Below are 22,454 nucleotides of genomic sequence, written 5' to 3'. Positions count from 1 at the left end.
TGCGTGTTAATGGTGATGAGGGTACACCTGTTCCCATTCCGAACACAGTAGTTAAGCTCATTTACGGTGACAATACTTGGCTGGCGACGGCCCGGGAAGATAACTCAACGCGCACACAAAACACCGATCCTTTGGGGTCGGTGTTTTGTTATACGTATCTATATTTCCAATACAGTATTCCAATGAAATTGAGGCTTTTATGTATCAGTATATTCTTTTTGATCTGGATGGAACATTGACTGATCCGCGTGAGGGAATTACCAAATCGGTGCAGTATGCGCTGGATAAAATGGGTATTTCGGAGCCGGATCTTTCATCCCTCGAGCATTTTATCGGCCCTCCGCTGTATGATGAATTCCGCCGCTGCTACAATATGGACGATCAGCAGGCGAAAACAGCTGTCGCGGCCTATCGTGAACGCTTTGGGACCGTTGGCTGGACGGAAAATATCCTTTTCGACGGCGTTCCGGAACTGCTCATCGCTCTGCATGACGCTGGAAAGAAAATCGCGATCGCATCCTCCAAACCGACTGTTTTCGTCCGGAAAATTCTGCATATGTTTGAAATTGAACAGTATTTTGATGTTGTCTCCGGCGCGTCGCTCGATGGAAAGATCGGAACGAAAGCGCAGGTCGTTCAGCAGGCACTCGATGCCTTCCGCATCGCGGAGCGTAATGATGCAGTTCTGGTCGGTGATCGCTTTCATGACGTTGAGGGCGCACGCGCGTGCGGCCTTTCCTGCATCGGCATAACGCTCGGCTTCGGCGGCCGGGAAGAGCTCGTGTCCGCCGGCGCGGCTGCGGTCGTTGATACGCTCGATGAATTACGCGAGATTCTCCTTGGCTGACCGGTGCATGCCTATCAGAATGCCTGAAAAAATGACGGTAATGTCGCTTTACCCCATCGGTTTTGTGTGGTATACTATATCTGCAAAGGCTTAATTGAGTTTTGATCTGCCTGAAAGCCAATAACAGGCAAATTTTACACGATGGATACATATTTGCACATGCTCGGCTGTGAAAATAGGGAAAGGTATGAAAGATTATGTTCGGGTACGAACCGGAATATATTGACTGCGGAGATGCCCGTATCGCCTGCTACGATATCGGGCGAGGACATCCGCTCATTCTGCTGCACGGAAACGGTGAGGACAGCTCTTACTGGAATGCGCAGATTTCCGAATTTACCCGTTTCATGCGTGTGATCGCTGTGGACAGCCGCGGTCACGGCGCGTCGGACAGCGGAACAAAGGGGCTCTCCTTTGAACTGATGGCGCAGGATCTTAAGCATATTCTGGATGTCAAGGACATCAAAAAGGCATTTTTCCTCGGCTTTTCGGACGGCGGAAACCTTGCAATCAAGTTTGCGCTGCAATGGCCGGACATGGTCGAGAAGCTCGTGCTCAACGGCGCAAATGTGGAAATGTTCTTCGGCGTTAAGCCGCATGTACAGCTGACAACATTCGCCGGTTACGGCGCAGCCTCGCTGTTCAGCCGCATCAGCCGCAAGGCTGCGCGCCGGCGTGATGTGCTCGGCCTCATGGTGCACCCTTACGGTGTGCGCATGGACGACCTTGCCCGGCTCGAAATGCCGACGCTCATCATTGTCGGCGAGCATGACATGATCAAGGACAGGCAGACGCGCGAGATGGCGGCGCATATTCCGCACTGCCGCGTCGAGGTGTTCCGCGACGGCGACCATTTTGTCGCCGCGAAGCAGCCGTCTCGCTTTAACCGCACGGTTATGGAATTCATTTTAGGGAGATAAGCAAACATGGAATTTTTGAAAGCAGGAGAACCTGTCGAGAGCAATATTTTCAATCAGCTGGACGAAAAAAAACGCGCGCTGATCGAAAAAGGCGTTGACGTCATCAATCTATCGATCGGCACGCCGGATTTTCAGCCGGACAGGCACGTGATGGAGGCTGTGAGCAGAGCCGCTCTCGATCCGGATATGTACAAGTATTCGCTGACCGAGACTCCCGAGCTGCTCGAAGCCGTTGAAAAGTGGTACAAGCGCCGCTATGATGTCGATCTCGCGGACGACGAGATCATTCAGGTTTCCGGCTCGCAGGAGGGCTTTGCGCACATCGGCTTTGCGTTTGCAGGGCCGAACGACCTCATTCTTGCGCCGGACCCGGGCTACCCGATCTTCACCTTCGGTCCGCTCATGACCGGTGCGACCATTGCGCTCTATCCGCTGCGCGAGGAAAATAACTGGCAGCTCGATTTTAACGATATTCCGGAGGATATTGCGGAGCGCGCCAAGGCGATCGTTGTTTCCTATCCGAACAACCCGACCACGGCCGTTGCCGACCGCGCGTTTTATGAAAAGCTCGTGCTGTTTGCACGCGAGCACAACATGATCGTGCTGCATGACAACGCCTATTCCGACCTCATGCTCGACGGCACGGACGGTCTGTCCTTCCTGTCTATTCCGGGCGCGAAGGAGGTCGGCGTTGAGTTCAACTCGCTCTCCAAGACCTACAATCTGACCGGCATGCGCGTGTCGTTTGTTGTCGGCAACCGTGAGCTGATCGCGCGCTTCCGTGCGTTCCGCTCGCAGATCGACTACGGCACGTTCTATCCCATTCAGGCAGGCGCTGTGGCGGCGCTGAACGGGCCGCAGGACATCGTCATGCGCAACCGCAAGGGCTACATGGCGCGCCGCGACGCGCTGTGCGGCGGTCTGCGCAGCATCGGCTGGAACGTCCCCGACGCGCAGGGTACGATGTTCGTCTGGGCGAAGGTGCCGGAGGGCTACGCCTCCTCGGCGGAGTTCGCGCTCGACCTGCTCGAAAAGACCGGCGTGATCGTCGTTCCGGGCAGCGCGTTCGGCAGGCACGGCGAAGGCTATGTTCGTATGGCGCTCGTCGTTCCGCCCGAGAGGATGCAGGAAGCCGTCCGCAGGATTGCTGAGAGCGGCATTCTGAACAGGTAACATGAAACAAGGCGGAGAGCCGGCCGCAGCCGGCTCTCCGTTTTTTGGACCCGAAGGGAGCGGAAAGAATGAAACTCATTTCATGGAATGTGAACGGCCTGCGCGCGTGCATGGGCAAGGGCTTTCTGGAGTTTGTTGCGGAGCAGCAGCCGGATATGCTGTGTCTGCAGGAGACAAAAATGCAGCAGGGGCAGGCGGATGTGCCGCTCGAGGGCGGCTATCACGAATACTGGAACTCGGCGGAGAAAAAGGGTTACTCGGGTGTGGCACTGTTTACAAAGACTGAGCCGCAGTCTGTGACGCTCGGTCTCGGCATCGACGAGCACGACCATGAGGGCCGCGTTATCACGGCGGACTACGGCGAATTCTATCTGGTAACGGTCTACACGCCGAATGCGCAGGACGGCCTCAAGCGGCTGGACTACCGCATGCGGTGGGAGGACGCCTTCCGCGATTACCTGTGCCGTCTGGACAAGGATAAGCCGGTCATCGTATGCGGCGATATGAATGTCGCGCATGAGGAGATCGACCTCAAGAACCCCAAGACCAACCGGAAGAATGCCGGCTTTTCGGACGAGGAGCGCGGCAAGATGACCGAGCTGCTCGCCGCCGGCTTCACGGATACCTTCCGTCATTTTTACCCCGGGCTGGAGGGTGCGTACTCGTGGTGGAGCTACCGCTTTCACGCGCGCGAGAAGAACGCAGGCTGGCGTATCGACTATTTCCTCGTGTCCAGCCGCTTTGTAGACCGCGTTAAGAGCGCGTCCATTCTGAGCGATGTGTTCGGCTCGGATCACTGCCCGGTGATGATCGAAATTGAGTGATTACCGTTATTTTCCCGACACGGAAGCATGGCTGAATCAGGAAAACGAGGAGAGAGACCGGACTCCAGAGCCATATTTCCGTCCGGATGCTATCGACGAGGACGCAGAGGAAGAATGTGACGAGACCGGTCTCTCTGCTGATCTCCTGCCCGAAATGCCGACAGAGCCATGTCCCTGCTGCGGCGCGGATCTTCCGGAAAATCCCTCGTGGGGCTATATCTGCCCGGTATGCATGTGGGAGATCGACTATGATGTCGAGGATGACCCGGACGCGCCGAGCGACCAGAACAACGGTCTCAGCCTGAATGAGGCGCAGATGAATTTCCGCGCGTTCGGCATCGCAGATCCGTGGCTTTTGAAAGATGAATAAAAAACGGCTCTCCCGGAATGAAAAGGGAGAGCCGTTTTGCTGTTTCCTTGACAGTCTCAGCCGCCGAGCAGCTGACAGAGCGCGACCATCGCCGGGATGGTGAGGGCGGAAAAAATGGTCGAGACCGCAGTCGCGCGGGTCGAGAACAGGTAATCCGTGCCGTAGGTCCTGCCGAACAGCGAGGCCGCCATCGCAACCGGCGCCGCCGCGCTGATGAGCATGGAGCAGCGCAGCGTGTGATCGAGCGGCAGGAGCAGGAACACCGCGAGCGTGATGAGCGGCAGGATGAGCAGACGCAGCACGGAAACGAAGTAGACCTGTGTGTCGCGGAAGCATTCGCGCAGGTCGCACTGCGCGAGGAACGCGCCGACCGCGATCATCGCGATGGGCGTATTGAGCGAAGCGAGATAGGAGACCGCCGTTGCCGGAACGACCGGCAGCTTGAACGGCGTCAGAAAGCAGAACAGGCCGATGAGGTTGGAAATGACGCCGGGATTGATAAAGGTGTTGCGGAGGCGCTCCGCACGCGGCACATCACGGGAAAGCTGACCTACGCCGTAGGTCCAGAGCAGCAGATTGTTCACCATGATGAACGCCGAGCCGAGGAACAGACCCTCCGAGCCGTACAGCGCGTCGAGCAGCGGCAGACCCATGAAGCCGCAGTTGGTGAACACGACACAGAAGCGCTTGTCCGCGAAATTGGCGTGCGAGCCGTTTTTACGGAAAATGAGGTGGCTGACGAGAATGCTCAGTCCCATGGCTGTGCACGTGCACAGAACGGAAAGGATAAGAGCCTTGCCGAGCGCCGGGTCGAATTCGCGCTGAAACGAGTCGATGACAACGCAGGGCGCGACAATTCGCGTCAGAATAAAGGAAAGCTGACCGGCGCCGTCGTCGTTGATGTATTTTTTTCGGTAGCAGAACGCACCGACGCCGATGAGCAGGAACATGACGATGATCTGAGAGACTAATATCTGTATGTTTTGAAGCACCTTGCGTGCCCTCCTTGAAAGAAATCAATTTAATCATAAAGCAGCAGGGCACCGTTTGTCAATGCAGAAAAGGCATAATGCGCAGACAAAGCGCATAAAATGCGGCGAAAGGGGTGGACGGCAGTGAAAAAAATGGTCTGCACGGCGGCGGTGCTCGGTCTGCTGCTCATGAATGCGGCGGCTCTGCCGGAGCTCGGGGCGCTGCACGCGAAATCGGCTGCGCTGTATGCGGCGAACGGACAGGAGCTTTATGTATCGAACGCGGACGAGAAGCTCCAGCCGGCGTCCGTGACCAAGATCATGACCATGCTGCTCGCGATGGAGGCGCTCGAGCGCGGCGAGGTGACGCTCGACACCATGATAACGGGCAGCGAGCACGCCTGCTCGATGGGCGGCACGCAGATCTGGCTCGAGCCGGGCGAGCAGCTGACGCTCGACGAGATGCTCAAGGCGATCGCGGTCGGGTCGGCAAACGACTGCGCGGTCGCGGTGGCGGAGCATCTGGCAGGGACCGAGGCGGCCTTTGTCGAGCGGATGAACGCCCGGGCGCGCGAGCTCGGCTGCACAGGAACAACATTCATCAATGCCAACGGTCTGGACGGCGAGGGCGAGAGGACGCTCACGACCGCGCGAGACCTTGCGCTCATCTCCTGTGAGCTGCTGCGCCATCCGAAGATACTCGACTACACGGGCATCTGGATGGACAGCATCCGGGGCGGGAAATTCGCGCTCGCGAACACGAACAAGATGCTGCGCAGCTACAAGGGCCTGACTGGCCTCAAGACCGGCTATATCCGCGAGGCCGGGTTCTGCATCTCCGCAAGCGCGGAACGGGAAGGATTGAGCCTTGTTGCGGTGGTCATGGCCGCTCCGACCAAGGAGGACCGCATGGCAGACGCGGCAGCCCTGCTGAACTACGGCTTCGCAAACTTCACGGCGTGGACACCGCCGGAGGAGAGCTGCGCGGCCGTTCCGGTCACGCTGGGGCGCGCGGACACAGTCGCGCTGCGCATGGAGGGAGACAGCGTCTGCGTGCTCGAAAAGAGCGCGGTATCCACGGTCGAGGCCGAGCGAAGGGTACCCGAAAGCCTGACCGCGCCCGTCGAGGAAGGACAGCAGGTCGGCGAGCTGATCGTCAGAAACGGCGGAGAAACCCTGCTGACCGTGCCGCTGTGCGCGGCGGAGAGCGTGGAGGCGGTCACGGTTTTCGATCTGTTCGGCCGTTTCGTGCGCTCGGTCACGGGAACGGGAGCGTGACACACGGGGCGGCGTTTTCGGAATGCGTACTTTTTGACGAAAGATTTGTAAATCCGGCTTGCGATTTTGGTAAATCTATGGTACACTAATAGCAACCTCAAAGGTTGGGAGGACAAAACTATGGTAAAACTTATTATCGGCGGCACCGGCTCTGGCAAGACCAAGGAGCTCATTGATCAGGTAAACGCTGCAGTAAAAGAAGAAAAGGGAAGTGTTGTCTGCATTTCGCGCGGCGATAAGCTGACTTTCGATATCTCGCACGACGCTCGCCTGATCGACGCAAAGGAGTACCCGATCAAGGGCTACGAGGGTCTGCTCGGCTTTGTCGGCGGCATCCATGCCGGCAACTACGACATCACCCGCGTATTCATCGACGGTCTGTACAAGATCACCGGCGAGAAGGACGCAGCAAAGGCTGAGACCTTCCTCGACGAGCTGAGCGCATTCTCCGAGAAGCACACGGTCAACTTCGTTGTTTCTCTGAGCGAGGATCCGGCAGCAGCTACCGAGGGTATGAAGAAGTACCTCTGATCTGATTTTACTTATAAAAAGCAGTGAGCCTGGGCTTGCTGCTTTTTATTTTATCCGGACAGACTGAGCGCGTGATAACAGACGCGCTTTTTTCATGCACGGATTTCTCAGAATGAGAAAGATAGCAGGCCGCAGAAGGCCGGACCGGCGTCGGATGCGGTGAGACCGCAAACGATTGCGGACGAAAATTCGCATACGCATGATATTATGGTACTCTTGCACAGGAAAAACAGCAGAATACATATAAAAATAACATTTGATTTGTGCAAAACGCCCATGACGACAAAAGGGGACAAAAATTTTTTTATAAAATTTTGATGAAAAGGCTTTCACATTTTGAGTGCATTAGGTATAATAGGGATGATATCTGGGAGAGAGGACAGTTTGCAGAAATCACAATAGACACAAATTGTGCTCAGTATATCAAAATTTATCAGAACAACAGGGGGAATGCCGTTGACGAAAAAGCAAAACCACTGGAGCGTGCTGCGCTACCTCATCTATTTTACGCAGGTAGGCGTATCGGTGGTCACGCCGCCGATCCTCTGCTGTTTTGCCGCGCTGTGGCTCAAACGCCGCTTCGCACTCGGCAACGGCACCGTGATCATCGGCATCGTGCTCGGCATTGCAGTGGCAGCATGCAGTCTGCGGGATTTCCTCAGACTGACCGAGCGCAAGGCCAGAGAAAGTGAACGAAAGGAGAAATGGCATTGAAGGGATATGAGATCGTCCGTGAAGAGACCGCGCGTCTCGCGCGCGGCATGGCGCCGCTCGCACTCATTGCGTTCGGCATCCTGCTGCTCGCAGGCTTCGAGCCTCTGCGGACAGGCGTCAGCCTGCTCGCGGGCACGGCGTACTCGATCCTTCTTTTTGCCATGATCGGACGGAGCGCGGCAAGAGCCGTTCTGTTTCCGCCGGCACAGGGCACTCGTATTGTACGGCGCGGATATTTTTTCCGCTATCTGCTCACCGGCGCGGCGGTCTTTGCGGCGATCAGGCTGCCGCAGCTCCAGCCGCTTGCGGCGATCCTGCCGCTCTTCTTCCCGAAGGTCATTCTTCTCTGGCAGCAGGTGCGCCCCTCCGCGCGAAAGGGCGGAGAGGAAAACGGCATCTGACGCACTCCAAAGGAAAGGAGGTTAGGCGGTGAATGTTGCAATAAACGGCCCTGAAATACTGGGTTATCTGTTCGGCAACACCAGCCTGCCGATCACCGAGACCATGAGGAACTCGTGGATCATCATGGCATTCATCCTCTTCCTGTGCATCTTTCTGACGCGCCGCATGGAAAAGATCCCGAAGGGCAAGCAGGCCCTCGCGGAGAAGGCGGTGCTCATGATCGACGGTCTGGTAGACAGCACGATGGGAGAGGGATGCAGAGCGTTCTCGCCCTACATCATGACGCTCATGATGAGCTCGCTGTTCGGCTCGCTGGCCAGCCTGTTCTGGATGCGTTCTACGACCGCAGACCTGAACACGACGCTCGGCTGGGCGATCATTACGTTTATACTCATCACCTATAACAAGATCAAGTTCGGTGGCATCAAGGGCTACCTCAAGGGCTTCCTCGAGCCGATCTTCGTCATGGCGCCTCTGAACGTCCTGAGCGAGATCGCGACCCCGGTCTCCATGTCGTTCCGTCACTTCGGCAACATGGCAGGCGGCCTGGTCATCACGACCCTTATCATGGGCGCGCTCAAGGTCCTGTCGAACGCGGTTCTGGGCTTCCTGCCCGTTCCGCTGCTTCAGATCGGCCTTCCGGGCGTTCTGTCGCTGTATTTTGACTGCTTCACAGCCTGCATGCAGGCGTTCATTTTCAGTATGCTGACCATGGCATACGTCGGAGACGCACGCGGCAGCTGAGAAAAAGCTGAACCAACCACAAAAATCTGAACGAAAATCATTTCAGGAGGAATAAAAGTATGGATCCCAAAGCATTCGTAGCAGGTATGTCCGCTCTGGGTGCAGGCATGGCGATGATCGCCGGCCTCGGCCCTGGTATCGGCGAGGGTTATGCAGCAGGTCAGGCCTGCTCCGCGATTGGCCGTCAGCCCGAGGCACAGGGCGATATCACCCGTACCATGATCCTTGGTATCGCAATGGCAGAGTCCACCGGTATTTACGCGCTCGTTATTGCGCTGATCCTGCTGTTTGCCAACCCGTTCGTCAGCCAGTTCTGATCGGTGCAGACAGAACCGGCACAGTGCATCGCTGTGCATTGAAACGAAACGGAGAATACTTCCGTTCGGGAAGGAGGTAAACCTGTGCAACAGGCAATTTACGAGGCTTTTGTCAGCATCGGCTGGTGGGAGATTCTCGTGACGATGTGCAATACGCTCATCACGTTTGCGATCATCAAGAAGTTCCTGTTCAAGCCGGTCCGCAAAATGCTCGCTCAGCGTGAGGAGGAGGTAAAGACCATTTACTCCGCCGCCGAGCAGGCACAGACCGAGGCGGAACAGAAGCGCACGGAATACACCGAGCGTCTCTCGAAGGCGAAGGAGGAGGCGGCCGAGATCGTCGGCTCCGCTACCCGCCGCGCGACCGTGCGCAGCGAGGAGATCCTCAAGGAGTCCTCGCAGCAGGCTGCCGCTATGATGAAGAAGGCCGAGACCACCATCGAGCAGGAGCGCAAGAAGGCCATGAACGAGCTGAAGGACGAGGTCGCGAGCCTGTCCGTCATGATCGCGTCCAAGGTCGTCGAGCGCGACGTCAAGGAGGCCGACCACGAGCGTTTCATCGAAGAATTCATCGACAAGGTAGGGTGATCGCGCATGGCTGATATTGTAAGCGAACGTTATGCGCAGAGCCTTTACGAGGTCGCAAAGGACGAAAAACAGGAAAAGGAGTATCTCGAGGAGCTGACCGCCGTCTGCGGCGCGTTCCGCGAAAACCCCGATTTCCTCAAACTGCTCACCACCCCCTCCATCGCGTTTGAGGACAAGCAGAATGTACTCAAAACGGTATTCGAGGGGAAGATCCGGCCGTTTGTGCTGAATTTCCTCATGCTCACGACCGAGAAGGGCCGTATCGGCCTCATCCACGAGATGCGCGAGGCGTATAAGGAGCAGTATTATTTCGAAAACAACATCGCGGAGGTCTGCGCCGTCACGGCTGTGCCGATGAGCGACGCGCTGCGCGACAGGCTGAAGAACAAAATGCAGGCCGTCACCGGCAGGCAGGTCGTGCTCGAAACGTCGGTCGATCCCGAGATCATCGGCGGCATCGTTGTCAAGGTGAACAACGAGCAGTTCGACACGAGCCTGCGCACTCGCCTCAGCGAGATCGCCGCACGGCTGACCAATACCATTGCGTAAGGAAGTAGGTGACTTTATGGAATTACGCCCTGAAGAGATCAGTAATATTATCAAGGAGCAGATCACGCACTACCAGAGCCAGATCAGGCTGACTGACGTCGGTACGGTCGTCACCGTAGGCGACGGCATCGCGCATATCCATGGTCTGGAGAACTGCATGTCGGGTGAGCTGCTCGAGTTTCCGGGCGGCGTATACGGCATGGCGCAGAACCTTGAGGAGGATCTCGTCGGCGCCGTTATCCTGGGTTCCGACCAGAATATCCGTGAGGGCGACACGGTAAAGCGCACCAAGCGCATCGTCGAGGTTCCTGTCGGTGAAGCGATGCTCGGCCGCGTCGTAGATGCGCTGGGCAAGCCGATCGACGGCAAGGGCCCCATCAACACCACCGAGTCCCGCCCGGTCGAGTGCCCGGCTCCGGGCATCATCGAGCGCGCGCCGGTAAACGTGCCGCTCCAGACCGGCATCAAGGCGATCGACTCCATGATCCCGATCGGCCGCGGCCAGCGCGAGCTGATCATCGGTGACCGCCAGACCGGCAAGACCGCGATCTGCCTGGACACCATCATCAACCAGAAGGGCACGGGCGTTGTCTGTGTCTATGTCGCGATCGGCCAGAAGCGCTCGACCGTCGCGCAGGTAGCCGAGACGCTCGCGAAGAACGGTGCGATGGATTACACCTGCATCGTCGCCGCGACCGCATCCGAGTCTGCGCCGCTGCAGTATATCGCGCCGTATGCAGGCTGCTCGATCGGCGAGTATTTCATGCATAAGGGCAAGGACGTCCTCGTTATCTACGACGATCTGTCCAAGCACGCGGTAGCTTACCGTGCACTTTCCCTTCTGCTTCACCGTCCGCCAGGACGCGAGGCTTATCCGGGCGATGTATTCTATCTGCATTCCCGTCTGCTCGAGCGCGCGGCGAACATCCAGAACGGCGGCTCTCTGACCGCGCTCCCGATCATCGAGACGCAGGCAGGCGACGTTTCCGCCTATATCCCGACCAACGTCATTTCGATCACCGACGGCCAGATATTCCTCGAGACCGAGCTGTTCAACTCCGGCATCCGTCCGGCAGTCAACCCCGGCATCTCGGTATCCCGAGTCGGCGGCAACGCGCAGATCAAGGCGATGAAGAAGGTCGCCGGCACGCTCAAGCTGGCGTACTCGCAGTACCGCGAGCTGCAGGCGTTCTCGCAGTTCGGCTCCGACCTCGACGCGGATACCAAGAAGCGCCTCAATCAGGGCGAGCGTATCGTCGAGGTGCTCAAGCAGCCGCAGAACAGTCCGATCCCGGTCGAAAAGCAGGTCATCATCATCTTTGCCGTCGTTTCGGGCGAGCTGCTCGATATTCCGGTAGAGCTGATCGGCACGTTCCAGAAGGAGCTGTTCGAGTATATTGACGGCACCTATGGCGATATTCCGGAGACCATCCGCGCCACGGGCAAGCTCGAGGACGACATCAAGTCCAGACTGACGCAGGCCATTGAGGAATTTAAGAAAAAGTTCCTTTCCGAGCATTAAAAACAGCAGGGAGGGACTGAACAATGGCATCCGGAAACATGAAGGACATCAAACGCCGTATCAAATCGGTGCAGTCCACCATGCAGATCACAAAGGCGATGGAGCTGGTCGCGTCCTCCAAGATGCGCCGCGCAAAGGAGCGCGCCCTGAGCGTGCGCCCGTACTTCAACGCCATGTATGAGACTGTTGCGCGTCTGGCTTCGGTCACGCGCGACAGCGACTCGGTCTACACTCGACGCCGTGAGGTAAAGAACAGCCTGTACATCGTCATCGCGGGCGACCGCGGTCTGGCAGGCGGCTACAACTCGAACGTGTTCAAGCTGGCCGCCGCCGAGATGGAGGGCAGGAACGCCTCGGTCATCACGATCGGCAAAAAGGCGCAGGAGCATTATGCCAAGCGTCAGTGGCCGGTCGCGGCGGACTACCCCGGCGTTGCCGAGACCATGCGCATCAGCGATACGCACGAGATCGTCGGGTCTCTGATCGAGGCCTTCTGTTCGGGCAGGGCAGATGAGGTATTCCTCTGCTACACCGAATTTGTCTCTCCGCTCCAGCAGGAGGCGAAGTGCATCCAGCTTCTGCCGGTCAGCTTCGAGCGAAAGGAGAACGCGGACAAGGGCGGCGCACATGTGCTGACCGAGTATGATCCCTCGCCGGAGGCGGTGTTCAACGCAGTGATCCCCGAATATCTGTACGGCGTGCTGTACGGCGCGGTAGTCGAAAGCTACTGCTCCGAGCAGTCTGCGCGCCGCATGGCAATGGAGGCTGCGTCCGACAACGCGGGCGAGATGATCGAAAATCTGAACCTGTCCTACAACCGTGCACGTCAGGCAGCGATCACGCAGGAGATCACGGAGATCGTCGCCGGCTCGGGTGAGGTAGGAGCTTAATCACTGAATCAGAAACGGAGCGCAGAGGGCCGCGCGGCCTGCTGAGAGCCGCTTTCTGATTTCTCAAAGGGAGTTTTGCCAATGAGTGAGCAGAATATCGGCACCGTTGTCCAGATCACCGGACCGGTGCTTGACATTAAATTTGCCGCTGACGCGCTGCCCAAGCTGCTGAACGCCATCACGATCGACAACAACGGCCATGTCATCACGGTCGAGGTTGCGCAGCATATCGGTCAGGATACCGTGCGCTGCATCGCGATGGAGTCCACCGACGGCCTGATGCGCGGCATGAAGGCAACCGATACCGGCGGCCCGATCACCGTTCCGGTCGGTGACAAGAACCTCGGCCGTATCTTCAACCTGCTCGGCCAGCCGGTGGACAACAAGCCGGCTGTCGAGGGCGAGGAGCGCTGGCCGATCCATCGTCCCGCTCCGTCCTATGAGGAGCAGGAGTCCACGACCGAGATCCTCGAGACCGGCATCAAGGTCGTCGATCTGATCGCGCCGTTCGCAAAGGGCGGCAAGATCGGTCTGTTCGGCGGCGCAGGCGTCGGCAAGACGGTCATCATCATGGAGCTGATCAACAACATCGCCAAGCAGCACGGCGGTATTTCGGTATTCACCGGCGTAGGCGAGCGTACCCGTGAGGGCAACGACCTGTACAACGAAATGCAGGAGTCCGGCGTTATCAACAAGACCGCTCTGGTCTACGGCCAGATGAACGAGCCTCCCGGAGCACGTATGCGCGTTGCGCTGTCCGGTCTGACGATGGCGGAGTATTTCCGCGACGTCGAGGGTCAGGACGTGCTGCTGTTTATCGACAACATCTTCCGCTTCACGCAGGCCGGTTCCGAGGTATCCGCGCTGCTCGGCCGCATGCCGAGCGCCGTAGGCTACCAGCCGACCCTCGCGACCGAGATGGGCGCGCTGCAGGAGCGAATCACCTCGACCAAGAAGGGCTCGATCACGTCCGTACAGGCGGTCTACGTGCCTGCGGACGACCTGACCGACCCGGCGCCGGCGACCACGTTCTCGCATCTGGACGCAAAGGTCGTTCTTTCGCGTGACATCGCGTCGATGGGTATTTATCCGGCCGTCGATCCGCTCGACTCGTCCTCGCGTATTCTGACCGCGGATGTTGTCGGCACGGAGCATTATGAGGTCGCGCGTACCGTTCAGTCGATCCTTCAGAAGTACAAGGATCTGCAGGACATCATCGCCATCCTCGGCATGGACGAGCTTTCCGACGAAGACAAGCTGACGGTAGCCCGTGCGCGCAAGATCCAGAACTTCCTCTCGCAGCCGTTCTCGGTCGCAGAGCAGTTCACCGGCATGCCCGGCAAGTACGTTCCGGTTGCGGAGACCATCCGCGGCTTCCGCGAGATCCTCGACGGCAAGCATGACGACCTGCCGGAGTCGGCGTTCCTGTTCGCCGGCACCATCGACGAAGTCGTGGAGAAGGCTAAGAAGGGGGCATAATATGGCTACCTTTCCTCTCAAGGTGATGACGATCGACCATTGCTTTTTCGAGGGCGATGTAGACCGCATCGTCGTGCGCACCTCGCAGGGCGACGTCGGCATTCTGCCGAATCATGTGCCGTATATCGCCGCTCTCGGCATCGGCGCGCTGACCATCATTCAGAACGGTGAAAAGCGCATCGCGGCTATTGCGGGCGGCTTTGTCGACGTGACGAAGGAGGGCACGACCATCCTCGCACGCACGTGCGAATGGGCGGACGAGATCGACGTCAACCGAGCAAACAGTGCAGCGGAGCGTGCGCGCGCCGCGATCCAGAAAAAGGAGAGCGAGCGCGAATACGAGGTGGCTCAGGTCAAGCTGAAAAAGGCGCTGAACCGTATCCGTATTGCAGGCGACAAGTAAACATGAAAAAAGTCCTCTGGGAGCAATCTCAGGGGACTTTTATATCTGTCGCAAAACCAGCGGTTTTGCCGACAAGATGTGTTCTGACTTCGCAGAACACAGGGCGGTAGAAAGTTCCCGTTCGGAAACTTTCTACCGCCAGAAGTATGAAAACCGAGGCGCATGTCCCCGGTTGCTCTCATTGAATATTTTTGAGGATAGAGGCCTACGGGCTCATGCGTTTGCGCGGCAAACGCTTTTTATGCGCGCTGCCGCGCGGCTGCTGAAAATAGACTTGTTTCAATATGTTCATTAGATCTGCGAGACGATATCCCGGCGCATTTTCGCGATGATGCGCTTTTCAAGACGGGAGATATAGCTTTGCGAGATGCCGAGGCGGTCGGCGACCTCCTTCTGCGTCATGGCCTCGGGCAGGTCGATGCCGAAGCGCATGGAGATGATCTGCCGCTCGCGCGGCGGCAACCGGGAAAGCGCGCGCAGCAGCAGCGCACGGTCGACATCGTCCTCGAGCGGGCGCATGACGCTGTCCGGCTCGGTGCCGAGGATGTCCGAGAGCAGCAGTTCGTTCCCGTCCCAATCCGAAGACAGCGGCTCGTCGAATGAGACCTCGGTGCGGCGCCCGGCGATCTTGCGCAGATACATCAGGATCTCGTTCTCGATGCAGCGCGAGGCGTAGGTGGCGAGCTTGACCTTGCGGTCGCTGCGGTAGGTGCTGACCGCCTTGATGAGACCGATCGTGCCGATCGAGATCAGATCCTCCGTGCCCACGCCGCTCGATTCGAACTTGCGCGCGAGAAAAACGACAAGACGGAGATTGTGCTCGATGAGCGTGCGGCGTGCGCCTTCGTCACCGGCCTGACAGGCTGCGGCCGCGGCGGCCTCCTCCTCGGGCGGCAGAGGCGGAGGAAGGATTTCGCTGCCGCCGATGTAATAGACGGCAGGCAGACGGCGAAGCTGTCTGAGAAACGCAAGGATTTGTTCGAGTTTCATGATTTTCTCCCTTTCACACACAGATCAGGCCCTCGTACTGTCCGGACTCGAAGCCGGGCGGACCGGCGGCGCACACGCAGTCGAGCGTTTTTCCGTCGGCCTCCAGCACGCGGTCCGGGCGGAAATACAGCAGCAGGCCGCTCTCTGTCCCGACGGCGCGGTATGGCACGAGACCGCAGTGCGCCGCCGTCTCGGCCGGCAGGGCGGTGAGCTGATGCGCGGCATCGCCGTCGAGCGGGTCGTTCAGCAGCAGCGCCGCCTCGCCGCGGCACAGAATGAGCACCGGCTTTCCCGAGACCGGCTCGGTCAGCGAGTGGCCGGTGTCCTCCAGCACGCGCACGCGCCGTTCGCGGCCGGAAAAGCATATGGTGAGCGGACGGATGTCGCGCTGTATGGAGCCGTGCTTTGCGTCGCCGCGCAGCAGGATGCCGCTGAGCGTGTAGCCGAGCGCCGCCGCGAGCAGCAGCAGACGCAGCGGAACGGCAAAGTAATACCCTGCGCCGAACAGCAGCCGCCGTTCCGAGACCGCGCCGAGCGCAGCGGCGAGTCCGGCGAATGCGGCGGCGGTCAGAAAATACAGGCCGCCGAGCCGCAAAAGCGCCCGTTCGCCGCAGAACGCCGCAAGGCAGAGCGTCGCGCCTGCGAGTATGCGCACGGGCAGAGCGGCAAGCAGAGGGAGCAGCGCCGCCCCTGCGGCATACAGGCCGCCGAGCAGTGAGGCGAGAGCAAGCCGCCCCTGTCTGACCGTTGCGCCGCCGAGCCGCGCCGCCGCGAGCAGCGTTATCCAGTCCATCAGCACGTTCGTGAAAAACAGCACATCGAGATACACGACCACAGCCGCCGCCCCCTCTCATTCGGTACGTCTATCTTACCACGGCAGGCGGGGCAGGTGATGCCGAAAACGGGAAGCGCGAAAAAGCAGAAAAAATTGCCCGAAGCCGCTTCACCTGTGAAGAGATGAAACGGCCTCGGACAAAGAGTAGTATGTAAGTAAGATGTGGGCAAAAAGGGAAAAGAGGATAAAGAGGAAAAGGTCAGACTGTCGATGAAGCTCATTTCATGCAATCACGCAGTCGCGCGGCAGCGCGCATGAAATAGAATGGGAACTTTCGGACGACTCGTGTTCTGCGTAGTCAGAACACTGATTGTCGGCGAAACGTTAGTTTCGCGACAGTCAAAAAAAACAGCAAGGAACCGAACGCCCACATTGGGTCCAGCTTCCTTGCTGCTGTATTTATATTACCGCAGAACGGCGCCTTTGTCATCGTTCATTGTTCACAAAAGTGAAGCGGCGAACAACGAAAAATTTAATGTTTGAAATTCCCGATGGTTACAGAACGGCGAATTTCGCAAGCAGAGCGGCCGACTGCTCAACATCGGAGACCGCGCACATCTCGCTCGGGGAGTGGATATAGCGGGTCGGGATGGAGACCGCACCGGCCGCGACGCCTGCGCGCGCCTTCTGGAGCGCCGCAGTATCCGTGCCGCCGCACTGGAGGATTTCACGCTGCGTGGAAATGCCGAGCAGCTCCGCCGCCTTTTCGAGGCCGGCGCAGACCGCAGGAGAGCAGATGACCGAGCGGTCCATGACCTTGACGGCCGGGCCGCCGCCCATCTCGACCGCCATCGCGGTCTTCATCTCGGGCAGGTCGCCTGTGTCGGTCACGTCAACGGCGATCGCTACATCCGGCTCGACCGCGAACGCCGCCGCGCCTGCGCCGCGCAGACCGACCTCCTCCTGTGCCGTGAACACGAAATACAGGTCGTTTTCGGTCTCGGTCTCCGCCAGCTGCTCCATCATCAGCAGGAGCGTCACGCAGCCGATGCGGTTGTCGAGGTACGGGCCGCAGAGCACGCCGTTCTGCTCGAAGCGCGGCGCTTCGAATACGGCAAAGTCGCCGATCTGGACGAGCTTTCGCGCCTCCTCGGCGTTCTTTGCGCCGATGTCGATGAACATATGCGCGAGGGTCATGTCCTTCATCGGGGTCTTTTCCTCGAAGGAGATGACGCCGCGCGTGCCGTTGGCGAAGCGGACGGTGATGTTCACGAGATCCGCGTAGTACAGGCCGCCGATCTGCGAGAAGCGGATAAAGCCGTTCTCGTCGATATAGGTCGCGACAACGCCAATCGAGTCCATGTGCGCGGCGAACAGCACCTTTTTGCCGGCGCCCTTTTTGCGGCAGATCAGGTTGCCGAGCGCGTCGGTCGTAATGTCGTCAATATACGCGCCTGCGATGCCTGCGATGGTCTCGCGTACCGCATCCTCGCGGCCGGACGGGCCGAATGCGCCGCCTACTTCCTTCCATAAATCAAAAACCTTGCTCATTCGTCGTCCCCTCCGAGTTCTTCAAGAAATGCACGGGCGGCCGCGAGGACTGCCTCGCAGTCGGCCTTTGCCGCCACAGAGGACGGCGAGTGGATATAGCGTACCGGAGCCGCTGCGGCGCATACGCGCACACCGGCACGGCTCCTGTGAATGCGTCCGGCATCCGTACCGCCGGCAACACGGGTCTTGGTCTGCCACGGGATGCCGCGCCTGATGCAGGCGTCGCGCAGCAGCTCGAACAGCGCCGCGTCGTAAATGGTCGCGCCGTCCATGAACGGCAGCACAACGCCGCCGCGCACGCGGCAGACCGCGTCAGCGCCCTCGACCTCGGCGAGGTCGGCCGCCGTCGTACCCTCGAGCACCATTGCAAAGCCCGGATCGAGTGCGAACGCCATGCTCGCCGCGCCGCGCAGGCCGGTTTCCTCCTGCACGGTGAAGCAGAACCAGGTGTCGACGGGCGGCTCGTCCTCGAGCAGGCGGAGCAGAGCGGCGCAGCCGACACGGTCGTCGATCGCCTTGGCCTTGATTAGGCCGTCGCCGAACTCGACAACAGCGGAGTCGAATACGCCGTAATCGCCGAGCGATACCAGCTTTTCCGCGGCAGCGCGGCTCGTCGCGCCGATGTCGATATAGAGATTTTTTGTTTTCGGCATGGTGCGGCGCTCGGCGGCGGTCGTCAGATGGACGGCCTTGATGCCGATGACGCCCGAAACATCACCGAAGCGCACCGGACGGCCGATGACAACGCGCGGATCAACGCCGCCGACAAAGCCGAATTTCAGCATGCCGTCCTCGGTGATCTTTTTGATGATCACGCCGACCTCGTCCATGTGTGCGCACACGGCGACCGGACGGTCGAGCGCCTTTCTGCCCTTGCGGAAGACCATCACGTTGCCGATGGCGTCGGTCCGGATCTCGTCCGCGAAGGGCTTGACCCTTTTGAGCACGAACGCACGCACCGCGTCCTCACAGCCGGACGGGCCGGGCAGTGCGCACAGTTCCTTCATCAGTTCGATCATACCTTCACCTCCCCGTCAAATTCGCGCAGGAACGCCGCCATGAGGTCCGCGACCGCCTCTACGTCGGCAAGCGAGACGACCTCGACCGGCGTGTGCATGTATTTCTGCGGAATGGACAGCAGCGCGCACGCGATGCCGCGTCCGACGATCTGCATCGTCCAGGCGTTCGTGCCGGTGTCGCCCTCCATGATCTCGAGCGAATAGTCGATGTCGTTGGCCTTGGCGGTCCGGATGAGCGCCTTTGTCAGGCCGCGGTGCAGGTTGGGGCCCATGCCGATGGCGGCGCCGCTGCCGAGGTCGAACACGCCGTCCGACGGGCCGTCCGGCGTCCTGCCGTGGGTCACGTCTACCGCGATGGCGTATTCCGGCTGCACGGCGAACGCACCGGTCTGTGCGCCGAGGCCGGTGACCTCCTCCTGTGCGCTGATGAGCACTGCGATGTTGCAGCGCAGCTTTTTGCCCTTTTTGAGCTGCTTCATCGCGAGCAGGATGGACGCGATGCCGGCGCGGTCATCCAGACATTTGCTGCAGAGCTGATCGCCCGCGAGCGAAATCGGCGTCTGACCGAACACGATGGGCGTGCCGACACGGATGCGGCTCTTGGCGTCGAGGAGACCGGTGTCGATCGCCATCTCGCTGACGGGCACGGCCTTGTCCTGCTCGCCGGCCTTCAGCAGATGGGGCGGCATGCAGGAGACGACGCCGTAGAGCGGCTCGTCTGCGAGCAGCGTGACCTCGCCGCCGAGCAGCATGCGCGGATCGACGCCGCCGACCGGCGCGAAGCGGACAAAGCCGCCGTCCAGCACCTCGGTCACGAGAAAGCCGATCTGGTCGAGATGCGCGTCGAGCAGCACGGTCTTTGCGTTTTTGCGTCCGCAGGATCTGAAACCGAGCATATTGCCGTTTTTGTCTACTTCGACCGTGTCGCAGTACGGACGGAACAGCTCAGCCACAGCCTCGGCCGCCTGCGCTTCGTGACCGCTGACCGCAGGCAGCGCGGTGAGCGTCCGCAGAGTTTGTTCTAACTGCAAGGAAATTCCTCCTTTAATAGACTGTTGTACGCATCTATTATATACGTCTGCGGTAGATTTCACAAGAGCCGACGTAAAATTCGCCCGGCAATTCCATTTTCGCGTGGGATATGCTATACTGTAAGCAGGCAAAAGCAAAAGGAGTGCACAGCGATGCAGATCGAGATCAGACAGTACCAGATACACGACGCCGCCGCGGCAGCTGCGATATGGAACGAGGTTGTGCGCGGCGGCGCGGCCTTTCCGCAGCGGGAGGAGCTGACGGAGGAGAATGCGGACAGCTTTTTCCGGTCGCAGTCGTTCACCGGCCTTGCGGAGGACGCGGAGACGGGCGAGATCGTCGGTCTGTACATCCTGCATCCGAACAACGTCGGACGCTGCGGCCATATCTGCAACACGAGCTATGCGGTGAAGGACGGCGTGCGCGGCCGGCATATCGGCGAACAGCTCGTGCGGCACAGCATGGCGCAGGGAAAGACGCTCGGCTACCGCATCCTCCAGTTCAACGCGGTCGTCGCGACCAACGCGAGTGCGCTCCATCTTTACCGCAGGCTCGGCTTCAAGCAGCTCGGCGTCATCCCGGGCGGCTTTCTCATGCCGGACGGCCATTACGAGGACATCATCCCGCACTATCACGAATTATAAGAAAAAACGGTCGAAAACGCGGCCGCATGAAAAAATTCCGTCGGTATATTCCGCCTGCCGCAGGGGGAAAATGCTGATAGAACTGCCGGACTTTTTTGACCCGGCACGCGACAGGAGGTCTTTTTCATGCAGGCAAAGGTTGAGATCTGCGGAGTGAATACGTCCGAGCTGCCCGTCTATTCCGGCGCGCAGACGGACGCACTGCTGAGACGCGCCGCAGCGGGCGACAGGGGAGCGCGGGACGAGCTCATCCGCGGCAATCTGCGGCTCGTTCTGAGCGTCGTGCAGCGCTTCCGCGACAGGGGCGAGTCGCCGGACGATCTGTTTCAGGTCGGCTGCATCGGTCTGATGAAATCCATCGACCATTTCAACACCGAGCTCGGCGTGCGGTTTTCCACCTATGCCGTGCCGATGAACGTGCCTTGTGGAAATCCTCCGATACATCATAAAAGGACTGCGAAAACCATATATAAAGGAGAAAACTATGCTATTCTGCAACATTGACCTGCTGGACGAAAAGTTTGAGACGAAAAGAAATCAGTATGTCGGCGTAAAGGACGGCCGCATCGCCTACATAGGCGCGTCCGCGCCGGAGGAGGACTTCGGCGAGCGCTATGACGGCCGCCACCGCCTGCTCATGCCCGCCTTCTACAACGTCCACAGCCATGCGCCCATGACGCTGCTGCGCGGCTACGCGGAGAATCTGCCGCTCCAGCGCTGGCTCGGGGAGAAGGTATTCCCGTTCGAGGATCAGATCGACGACGAGGCCGCCTACTACGGCACGCTGCTCGCCATCTCGGAGATGCTCGCGAGCGGCACGGCGTCGTTCTCGGATATGTACTTTTTCTTCGGCGGCATGGTCCCGGCCATCCTCGAGAGCGGCATCAAGTGCAATCTGAGCCGCGGCCTGACCGTGTTCGACGACAGCGACTACACCGACCTGCCGGCCTACCGCGACAACGTGCGCCTGCGCGGCGAGTGGAACGGCGCGAACAACGGCCGTCTGATCGGTGATCTGTGCATCCACGGCGAGTATACCTCCAACCCGAAGATCGTCGAGGCGGTCGCGCAGCACGCCCGTGAGACCGGTGCGCGCATCCAGATCCATCTGTCCGAGACGCAGACCGAGCACGAGGAGTGCAAAGGCCGCCACGGCCTGACCCCGGCGGCGTACATGGAGAAGCACGGCATCTTTGATTCTCCGACGACGGCGGCGCACTGCGTCTGGCTCGAGGACGAGGATTTCGATATTCTGAAAAGACACGGCGTGACGGTCGCGTGCTGCCCGGCGAGCAACCTCAAGCTGGCCTCGGGCTATGCGAACGTGCCGAAGATGCTCGAGAGCGGCATCAATGTCGCGCTCGGCACGGACGGCGCGGCGTCCAACAACAATCTGAACATCATGCAGGATATGTACCTGTTCGGCGTGGTCTACAAGGGCTATTTCCGCGACCCGACCATCATCACTCCGGCTGAGGTGCTCCATGCGGCAACGCGGGCGGGTGCGCTCAGTCAGGGCCGCGACGACAGCGGCCTGCTCGCCGTCGGCATGCGCGCCGACCTGTGCGTGCTGAACACGGATACGCCGCAGTTCACCCCGATGACCAGCGCGGCGTGCAACGTGGTCTATGCCGCGCAGGGCGCGGACATCCGCATGACCATGGTGGACGGCGAAGTCCTCTACCGCGACGGCGAATTCAAGACCATCGACATCGAAAAGGTAAAGGCTGAGGTGCAGCGCCGCACGGACAGCATCCTGAGCCGCCTGTAAGTCCAATGGTACGAAGTCAAGTAGATGATGCAAAAAAATTTGAAGAAAAACAGTGCAACTACACCGTACCGGCCGTAAAAAGGCAACACCTACCCAAGCCCTGCCTCTTCCAATTTTGAAACAGGGCCTGTTCATCAGAGCGGCAGGCGG

At 59.4% G+C, this 22,454-nt stretch carries 25 protein-coding genes, 1 rRNA gene and 1 pseudogene; 21 read left to right on the top strand and 6 right to left on the bottom strand.

Annotated elements, in window-relative coordinates:
* From rrf to H8S02_RS12305, 6 genes are all read left to right on the top strand, one after another.
* Positions 1 to 116 (top strand): 5S ribosomal RNA (gene rrf, locus H8S02_RS12330).
* A gap of 83 nt (positions 117 to 199) precedes the next feature.
* Positions 200 to 847, top strand: a complete 648-nt coding sequence (locus tag H8S02_RS12325; RefSeq protein ID WP_186970772.1) for an HAD family hydrolase — start codon at positions 200 to 202, stop codon at positions 845 to 847.
* Between the two features lie 197 nt (positions 848 to 1,044).
* On the top strand, positions 1,045 to 1,767 hold the full coding sequence (locus H8S02_RS12320; protein ID WP_186970771.1) for an alpha/beta fold hydrolase: 723 nt from the start codon (positions 1,045 to 1,047) through the stop codon (positions 1,765 to 1,767).
* A gap of 6 nt (positions 1,768 to 1,773) precedes the next feature.
* The gene (locus H8S02_RS12315; RefSeq protein WP_186970770.1) at positions 1,774 to 2,940 is read left to right on the top strand and encodes an aminotransferase class I/II-fold pyridoxal phosphate-dependent enzyme; all 1,167 of its coding nucleotides are present in this window, start codon (positions 1,774 to 1,776) and stop codon (positions 2,938 to 2,940) included.
* A gap of 68 nt (positions 2,941 to 3,008) precedes the next feature.
* Positions 3,009 to 3,764: an exodeoxyribonuclease III gene (locus H8S02_RS12310; RefSeq protein WP_186970769.1), complete on the top strand. Its 756-nt coding sequence runs from the start codon at positions 3,009 to 3,011 to the stop codon at positions 3,762 to 3,764.
* Entirely contained in the window at positions 3,757 to 4,134 is a 378-nt protein-coding gene (locus H8S02_RS12305; RefSeq protein WP_186970768.1) for a CPCC family cysteine-rich protein, read from the top strand. Before H8S02_RS12310 ends, H8S02_RS12305 begins: the two co-directional genes overlap by 8 nt.
* Positions 4,135 to 4,190: 56 nt before the next feature.
* Here H8S02_RS12305 and H8S02_RS12785 read toward each other — a convergent pair whose 3' ends face one another.
* Positions 4,191 to 5,126: an AEC family transporter gene (locus H8S02_RS12785; RefSeq protein WP_186970767.1), complete on the bottom strand. Its 936-nt coding sequence runs from the start codon at positions 5,124 to 5,126 to the stop codon at positions 4,191 to 4,193.
* Between the two features lie 132 nt (positions 5,127 to 5,258).
* Here H8S02_RS12785 and H8S02_RS12295 point away from each other — a divergent pair, with 132 nt between their 5' ends.
* The 12 genes from H8S02_RS12295 (at position 5,259) to atpC (ending at position 14,522) form a co-directional block, all read left to right on the top strand.
* A complete protein-coding gene (locus tag H8S02_RS12295; protein ID WP_186970775.1) occupies positions 5,259 to 6,383 on the top strand; it encodes a D-alanyl-D-alanine carboxypeptidase family protein in 1,125 nt (374 codons plus the stop codon).
* A gap of 120 nt (positions 6,384 to 6,503) precedes the next feature.
* Positions 6,504 to 6,914, top strand: a complete 411-nt coding sequence (locus tag H8S02_RS12290; protein WP_186970766.1) for a hypothetical protein — start codon at positions 6,504 to 6,506, stop codon at positions 6,912 to 6,914.
* 456 nt (positions 6,915 to 7,370) lie between these two features.
* Positions 7,371 to 7,628 carry an AtpZ/AtpI family protein gene (locus H8S02_RS12285; RefSeq protein WP_118686235.1) on the top strand — a complete coding sequence of 86 codons (258 nt, stop codon included), beginning with the start codon at positions 7,371 to 7,373 and terminating at the stop codon, positions 7,626 to 7,628.
* Positions 7,619 to 8,029, top strand: coding sequence for an ATP synthase subunit I (locus H8S02_RS12280; protein WP_186970765.1), 411 nt, complete (start codon positions 7,619 to 7,621; stop codon positions 8,027 to 8,029). Before H8S02_RS12285 ends, H8S02_RS12280 begins: the two co-directional genes overlap by 10 nt.
* A 28-nt stretch (positions 8,030 to 8,057) precedes the next feature.
* Complete coding sequence (locus H8S02_RS12275; RefSeq protein ID WP_253093903.1) at positions 8,058 to 8,774, top strand: F0F1 ATP synthase subunit A; 717 nt, start codon at positions 8,058 to 8,060, stop codon at positions 8,772 to 8,774.
* Positions 8,775 to 8,833: 59 nt separating this feature from the next.
* Positions 8,834 to 9,091 carry an ATP synthase F0 subunit C gene (gene atpE / locus H8S02_RS12270; protein WP_117490611.1) on the top strand — a complete coding sequence of 86 codons (258 nt, stop codon included), beginning with the start codon at positions 8,834 to 8,836 and terminating at the stop codon, positions 9,089 to 9,091.
* 84 nt (positions 9,092 to 9,175) lie between these two features.
* Complete coding sequence (gene atpF / locus H8S02_RS12265) at positions 9,176 to 9,679, top strand: F0F1 ATP synthase subunit B (protein ID WP_186970764.1); 504 nt, start codon at positions 9,176 to 9,178, stop codon at positions 9,677 to 9,679.
* Between the two features lie 6 nt (positions 9,680 to 9,685).
* Complete coding sequence (gene atpH / locus H8S02_RS12260) at positions 9,686 to 10,228, top strand: ATP synthase F1 subunit delta (RefSeq protein WP_186970763.1); 543 nt, start codon at positions 9,686 to 9,688, stop codon at positions 10,226 to 10,228.
* A gap of 16 nt (positions 10,229 to 10,244) precedes the next feature.
* A complete protein-coding gene (gene atpA / locus H8S02_RS12255) occupies positions 10,245 to 11,750 on the top strand; it encodes a F0F1 ATP synthase subunit alpha (RefSeq protein ID WP_118686239.1) in 1,506 nt (501 codons plus the stop codon).
* A 23-nt stretch (positions 11,751 to 11,773) separates the two neighbouring features.
* Positions 11,774 to 12,640, top strand: a complete 867-nt coding sequence (atpG, locus tag H8S02_RS12250; protein ID WP_186970762.1) for an ATP synthase F1 subunit gamma — start codon at positions 11,774 to 11,776, stop codon at positions 12,638 to 12,640.
* Between the two features lie 81 nt (positions 12,641 to 12,721).
* Entirely contained in the window at positions 12,722 to 14,119 is a 1,398-nt protein-coding gene (gene atpD / locus H8S02_RS12245; RefSeq protein ID WP_186970761.1) for a F0F1 ATP synthase subunit beta, read from the top strand.
* A gap of 1 nt (position 14,120) precedes the next feature.
* Positions 14,121 to 14,522 carry an ATP synthase F1 subunit epsilon gene (gene atpC, locus H8S02_RS12240; RefSeq protein ID WP_186970760.1) on the top strand — a complete coding sequence of 134 codons (402 nt, stop codon included), beginning with the start codon at positions 14,121 to 14,123 and terminating at the stop codon, positions 14,520 to 14,522.
* 291 nt (positions 14,523 to 14,813) lie between these two features.
* Here the strand turns inward: atpC and sigE are convergent, their stop codons facing one another.
* The 5 genes from sigE to H8S02_RS12215 form a co-directional block, all read right to left on the bottom strand.
* A complete protein-coding gene (sigE, locus tag H8S02_RS12235) occupies positions 14,814 to 15,512 on the bottom strand; it encodes an RNA polymerase sporulation sigma factor SigE (RefSeq protein ID WP_186970759.1) in 699 nt (232 codons plus the stop codon).
* A gap of 13 nt (positions 15,513 to 15,525) precedes the next feature.
* Positions 15,526 to 16,347: a sigma-E processing peptidase SpoIIGA gene (locus H8S02_RS12230; protein WP_186970758.1), complete on the bottom strand. Its 822-nt coding sequence runs from the start codon at positions 16,345 to 16,347 to the stop codon at positions 15,526 to 15,528.
* A gap of 495 nt (positions 16,348 to 16,842) precedes the next feature.
* A complete protein-coding gene (locus tag H8S02_RS12225; protein WP_186970757.1) occupies positions 16,843 to 17,838 on the bottom strand; it encodes a M42 family metallopeptidase in 996 nt (331 codons plus the stop codon).
* Positions 17,835 to 18,857 (bottom strand): M42 family metallopeptidase, encoded by a 1,023-nt coding sequence (locus H8S02_RS12220; protein WP_186970756.1) that lies wholly within the window; start codon positions 18,855 to 18,857, stop codon positions 17,835 to 17,837. The genes H8S02_RS12225 and H8S02_RS12220 overlap by 4 nt, the downstream gene beginning before the upstream one ends.
* Positions 18,854 to 19,888 carry a M42 family metallopeptidase gene (locus tag H8S02_RS12215; RefSeq protein WP_243166529.1) on the bottom strand — a complete coding sequence of 345 codons (1,035 nt, stop codon included), beginning with the start codon at positions 19,886 to 19,888 and terminating at the stop codon, positions 18,854 to 18,856. Before H8S02_RS12215 ends, H8S02_RS12220 begins: the two co-directional genes overlap by 4 nt.
* A 153-nt stretch (positions 19,889 to 20,041) precedes the next feature.
* On the opposite strand from H8S02_RS12215, the gene H8S02_RS12210 reads away from it, so the two are divergent.
* From H8S02_RS12210 to H8S02_RS12200, 3 genes and pseudogenes are all read left to right on the top strand, one after another.
* Positions 20,042 to 20,533, top strand: coding sequence for a GNAT family N-acetyltransferase (locus H8S02_RS12210; protein WP_186970755.1), 492 nt, complete (start codon positions 20,042 to 20,044; stop codon positions 20,531 to 20,533).
* Positions 20,534 to 20,659: 126 nt separating this feature from the next.
* A pseudogene (locus H8S02_RS12205) lies at positions 20,660 to 20,947 on the top strand (sigma-70 family RNA polymerase sigma factor); the annotation flags it as partial.
* 70 nt (positions 20,948 to 21,017) lie between these two features.
* The gene (locus H8S02_RS12200; RefSeq protein WP_186970753.1) at positions 21,018 to 22,304 is read left to right on the top strand and encodes an amidohydrolase family protein; all 1,287 of its coding nucleotides are present in this window, start codon (positions 21,018 to 21,020) and stop codon (positions 22,302 to 22,304) included.
* Positions 22,305 to 22,454: the final 150 nt, after the last annotated feature.

This window comes from Agathobaculum hominis, from assembly GCF_014288055.1.
Taxonomy (GTDB): domain Bacteria; phylum Bacillota; class Clostridia; order Oscillospirales; family Butyricicoccaceae; genus Agathobaculum; species Agathobaculum hominis.
Note: the sequence above shows the minus strand (reverse complement) of the source record. Positions and strands in the feature narration are given on the sequence as shown.

Coding starts and splice junctions, on each gene's coding strand:
- H8S02_RS12325 (WP_186970772.1), top strand. CDS start 200: ATGTATCAGTATATTCTTTTTGATCTGGATGGAACATTGACTGATCCG.
- H8S02_RS12320 (WP_186970771.1), top strand. CDS start 1,045: ATGTTCGGGTACGAACCGGAATATATTGACTGCGGAGATGCCCGTATC.
- H8S02_RS12315 (WP_186970770.1), top strand. CDS start 1,774: ATGGAATTTTTGAAAGCAGGAGAACCTGTCGAGAGCAATATTTTCAAT.
- H8S02_RS12310 (WP_186970769.1), top strand. CDS start 3,009: ATGAAACTCATTTCATGGAATGTGAACGGCCTGCGCGCGTGCATGGGC.
- H8S02_RS12295 (WP_186970775.1), top strand. CDS start 5,259: ATGGTCTGCACGGCGGCGGTGCTCGGTCTGCTGCTCATGAATGCGGCG.
- H8S02_RS12290 (WP_186970766.1), top strand. CDS start 6,504: ATGGTAAAACTTATTATCGGCGGCACCGGCTCTGGCAAGACCAAGGAG.
- H8S02_RS12280 (WP_186970765.1), top strand. CDS start 7,619: ATGGCATTGAAGGGATATGAGATCGTCCGTGAAGAGACCGCGCGTCTC.
- atpE (WP_117490611.1), top strand. CDS start 8,834: ATGGATCCCAAAGCATTCGTAGCAGGTATGTCCGCTCTGGGTGCAGGC.
- atpH (WP_186970763.1), top strand. CDS start 9,686: ATGGCTGATATTGTAAGCGAACGTTATGCGCAGAGCCTTTACGAGGTC.
- atpA (WP_118686239.1), top strand. CDS start 10,245: ATGGAATTACGCCCTGAAGAGATCAGTAATATTATCAAGGAGCAGATC.
- atpG (WP_186970762.1), top strand. CDS start 11,774: ATGGCATCCGGAAACATGAAGGACATCAAACGCCGTATCAAATCGGTG.
- atpD (WP_186970761.1), top strand. CDS start 12,722: ATGAGTGAGCAGAATATCGGCACCGTTGTCCAGATCACCGGACCGGTG.
- atpC (WP_186970760.1), top strand. CDS start 14,121: ATGGCTACCTTTCCTCTCAAGGTGATGACGATCGACCATTGCTTTTTC.
- sigE (WP_186970759.1), bottom strand. CDS start 15,512: ATGAAACTCGAACAAATCCTTGCGTTTCTCAGACAGCTTCGCCGTCTG.
- H8S02_RS12225 (WP_186970757.1), bottom strand. CDS start 17,838: ATGAGCAAGGTTTTTGATTTATGGAAGGAAGTAGGCGGCGCATTCGGC.
- H8S02_RS12220 (WP_186970756.1), bottom strand. CDS start 18,857: ATGATCGAACTGATGAAGGAACTGTGCGCACTGCCCGGCCCGTCCGGC.
- H8S02_RS12210 (WP_186970755.1), top strand. CDS start 20,042: ATGCAGATCGAGATCAGACAGTACCAGATACACGACGCCGCCGCGGCA.
- H8S02_RS12200 (WP_186970753.1), top strand. CDS start 21,018: ATGCTATTCTGCAACATTGACCTGCTGGACGAAAAGTTTGAGACGAAA.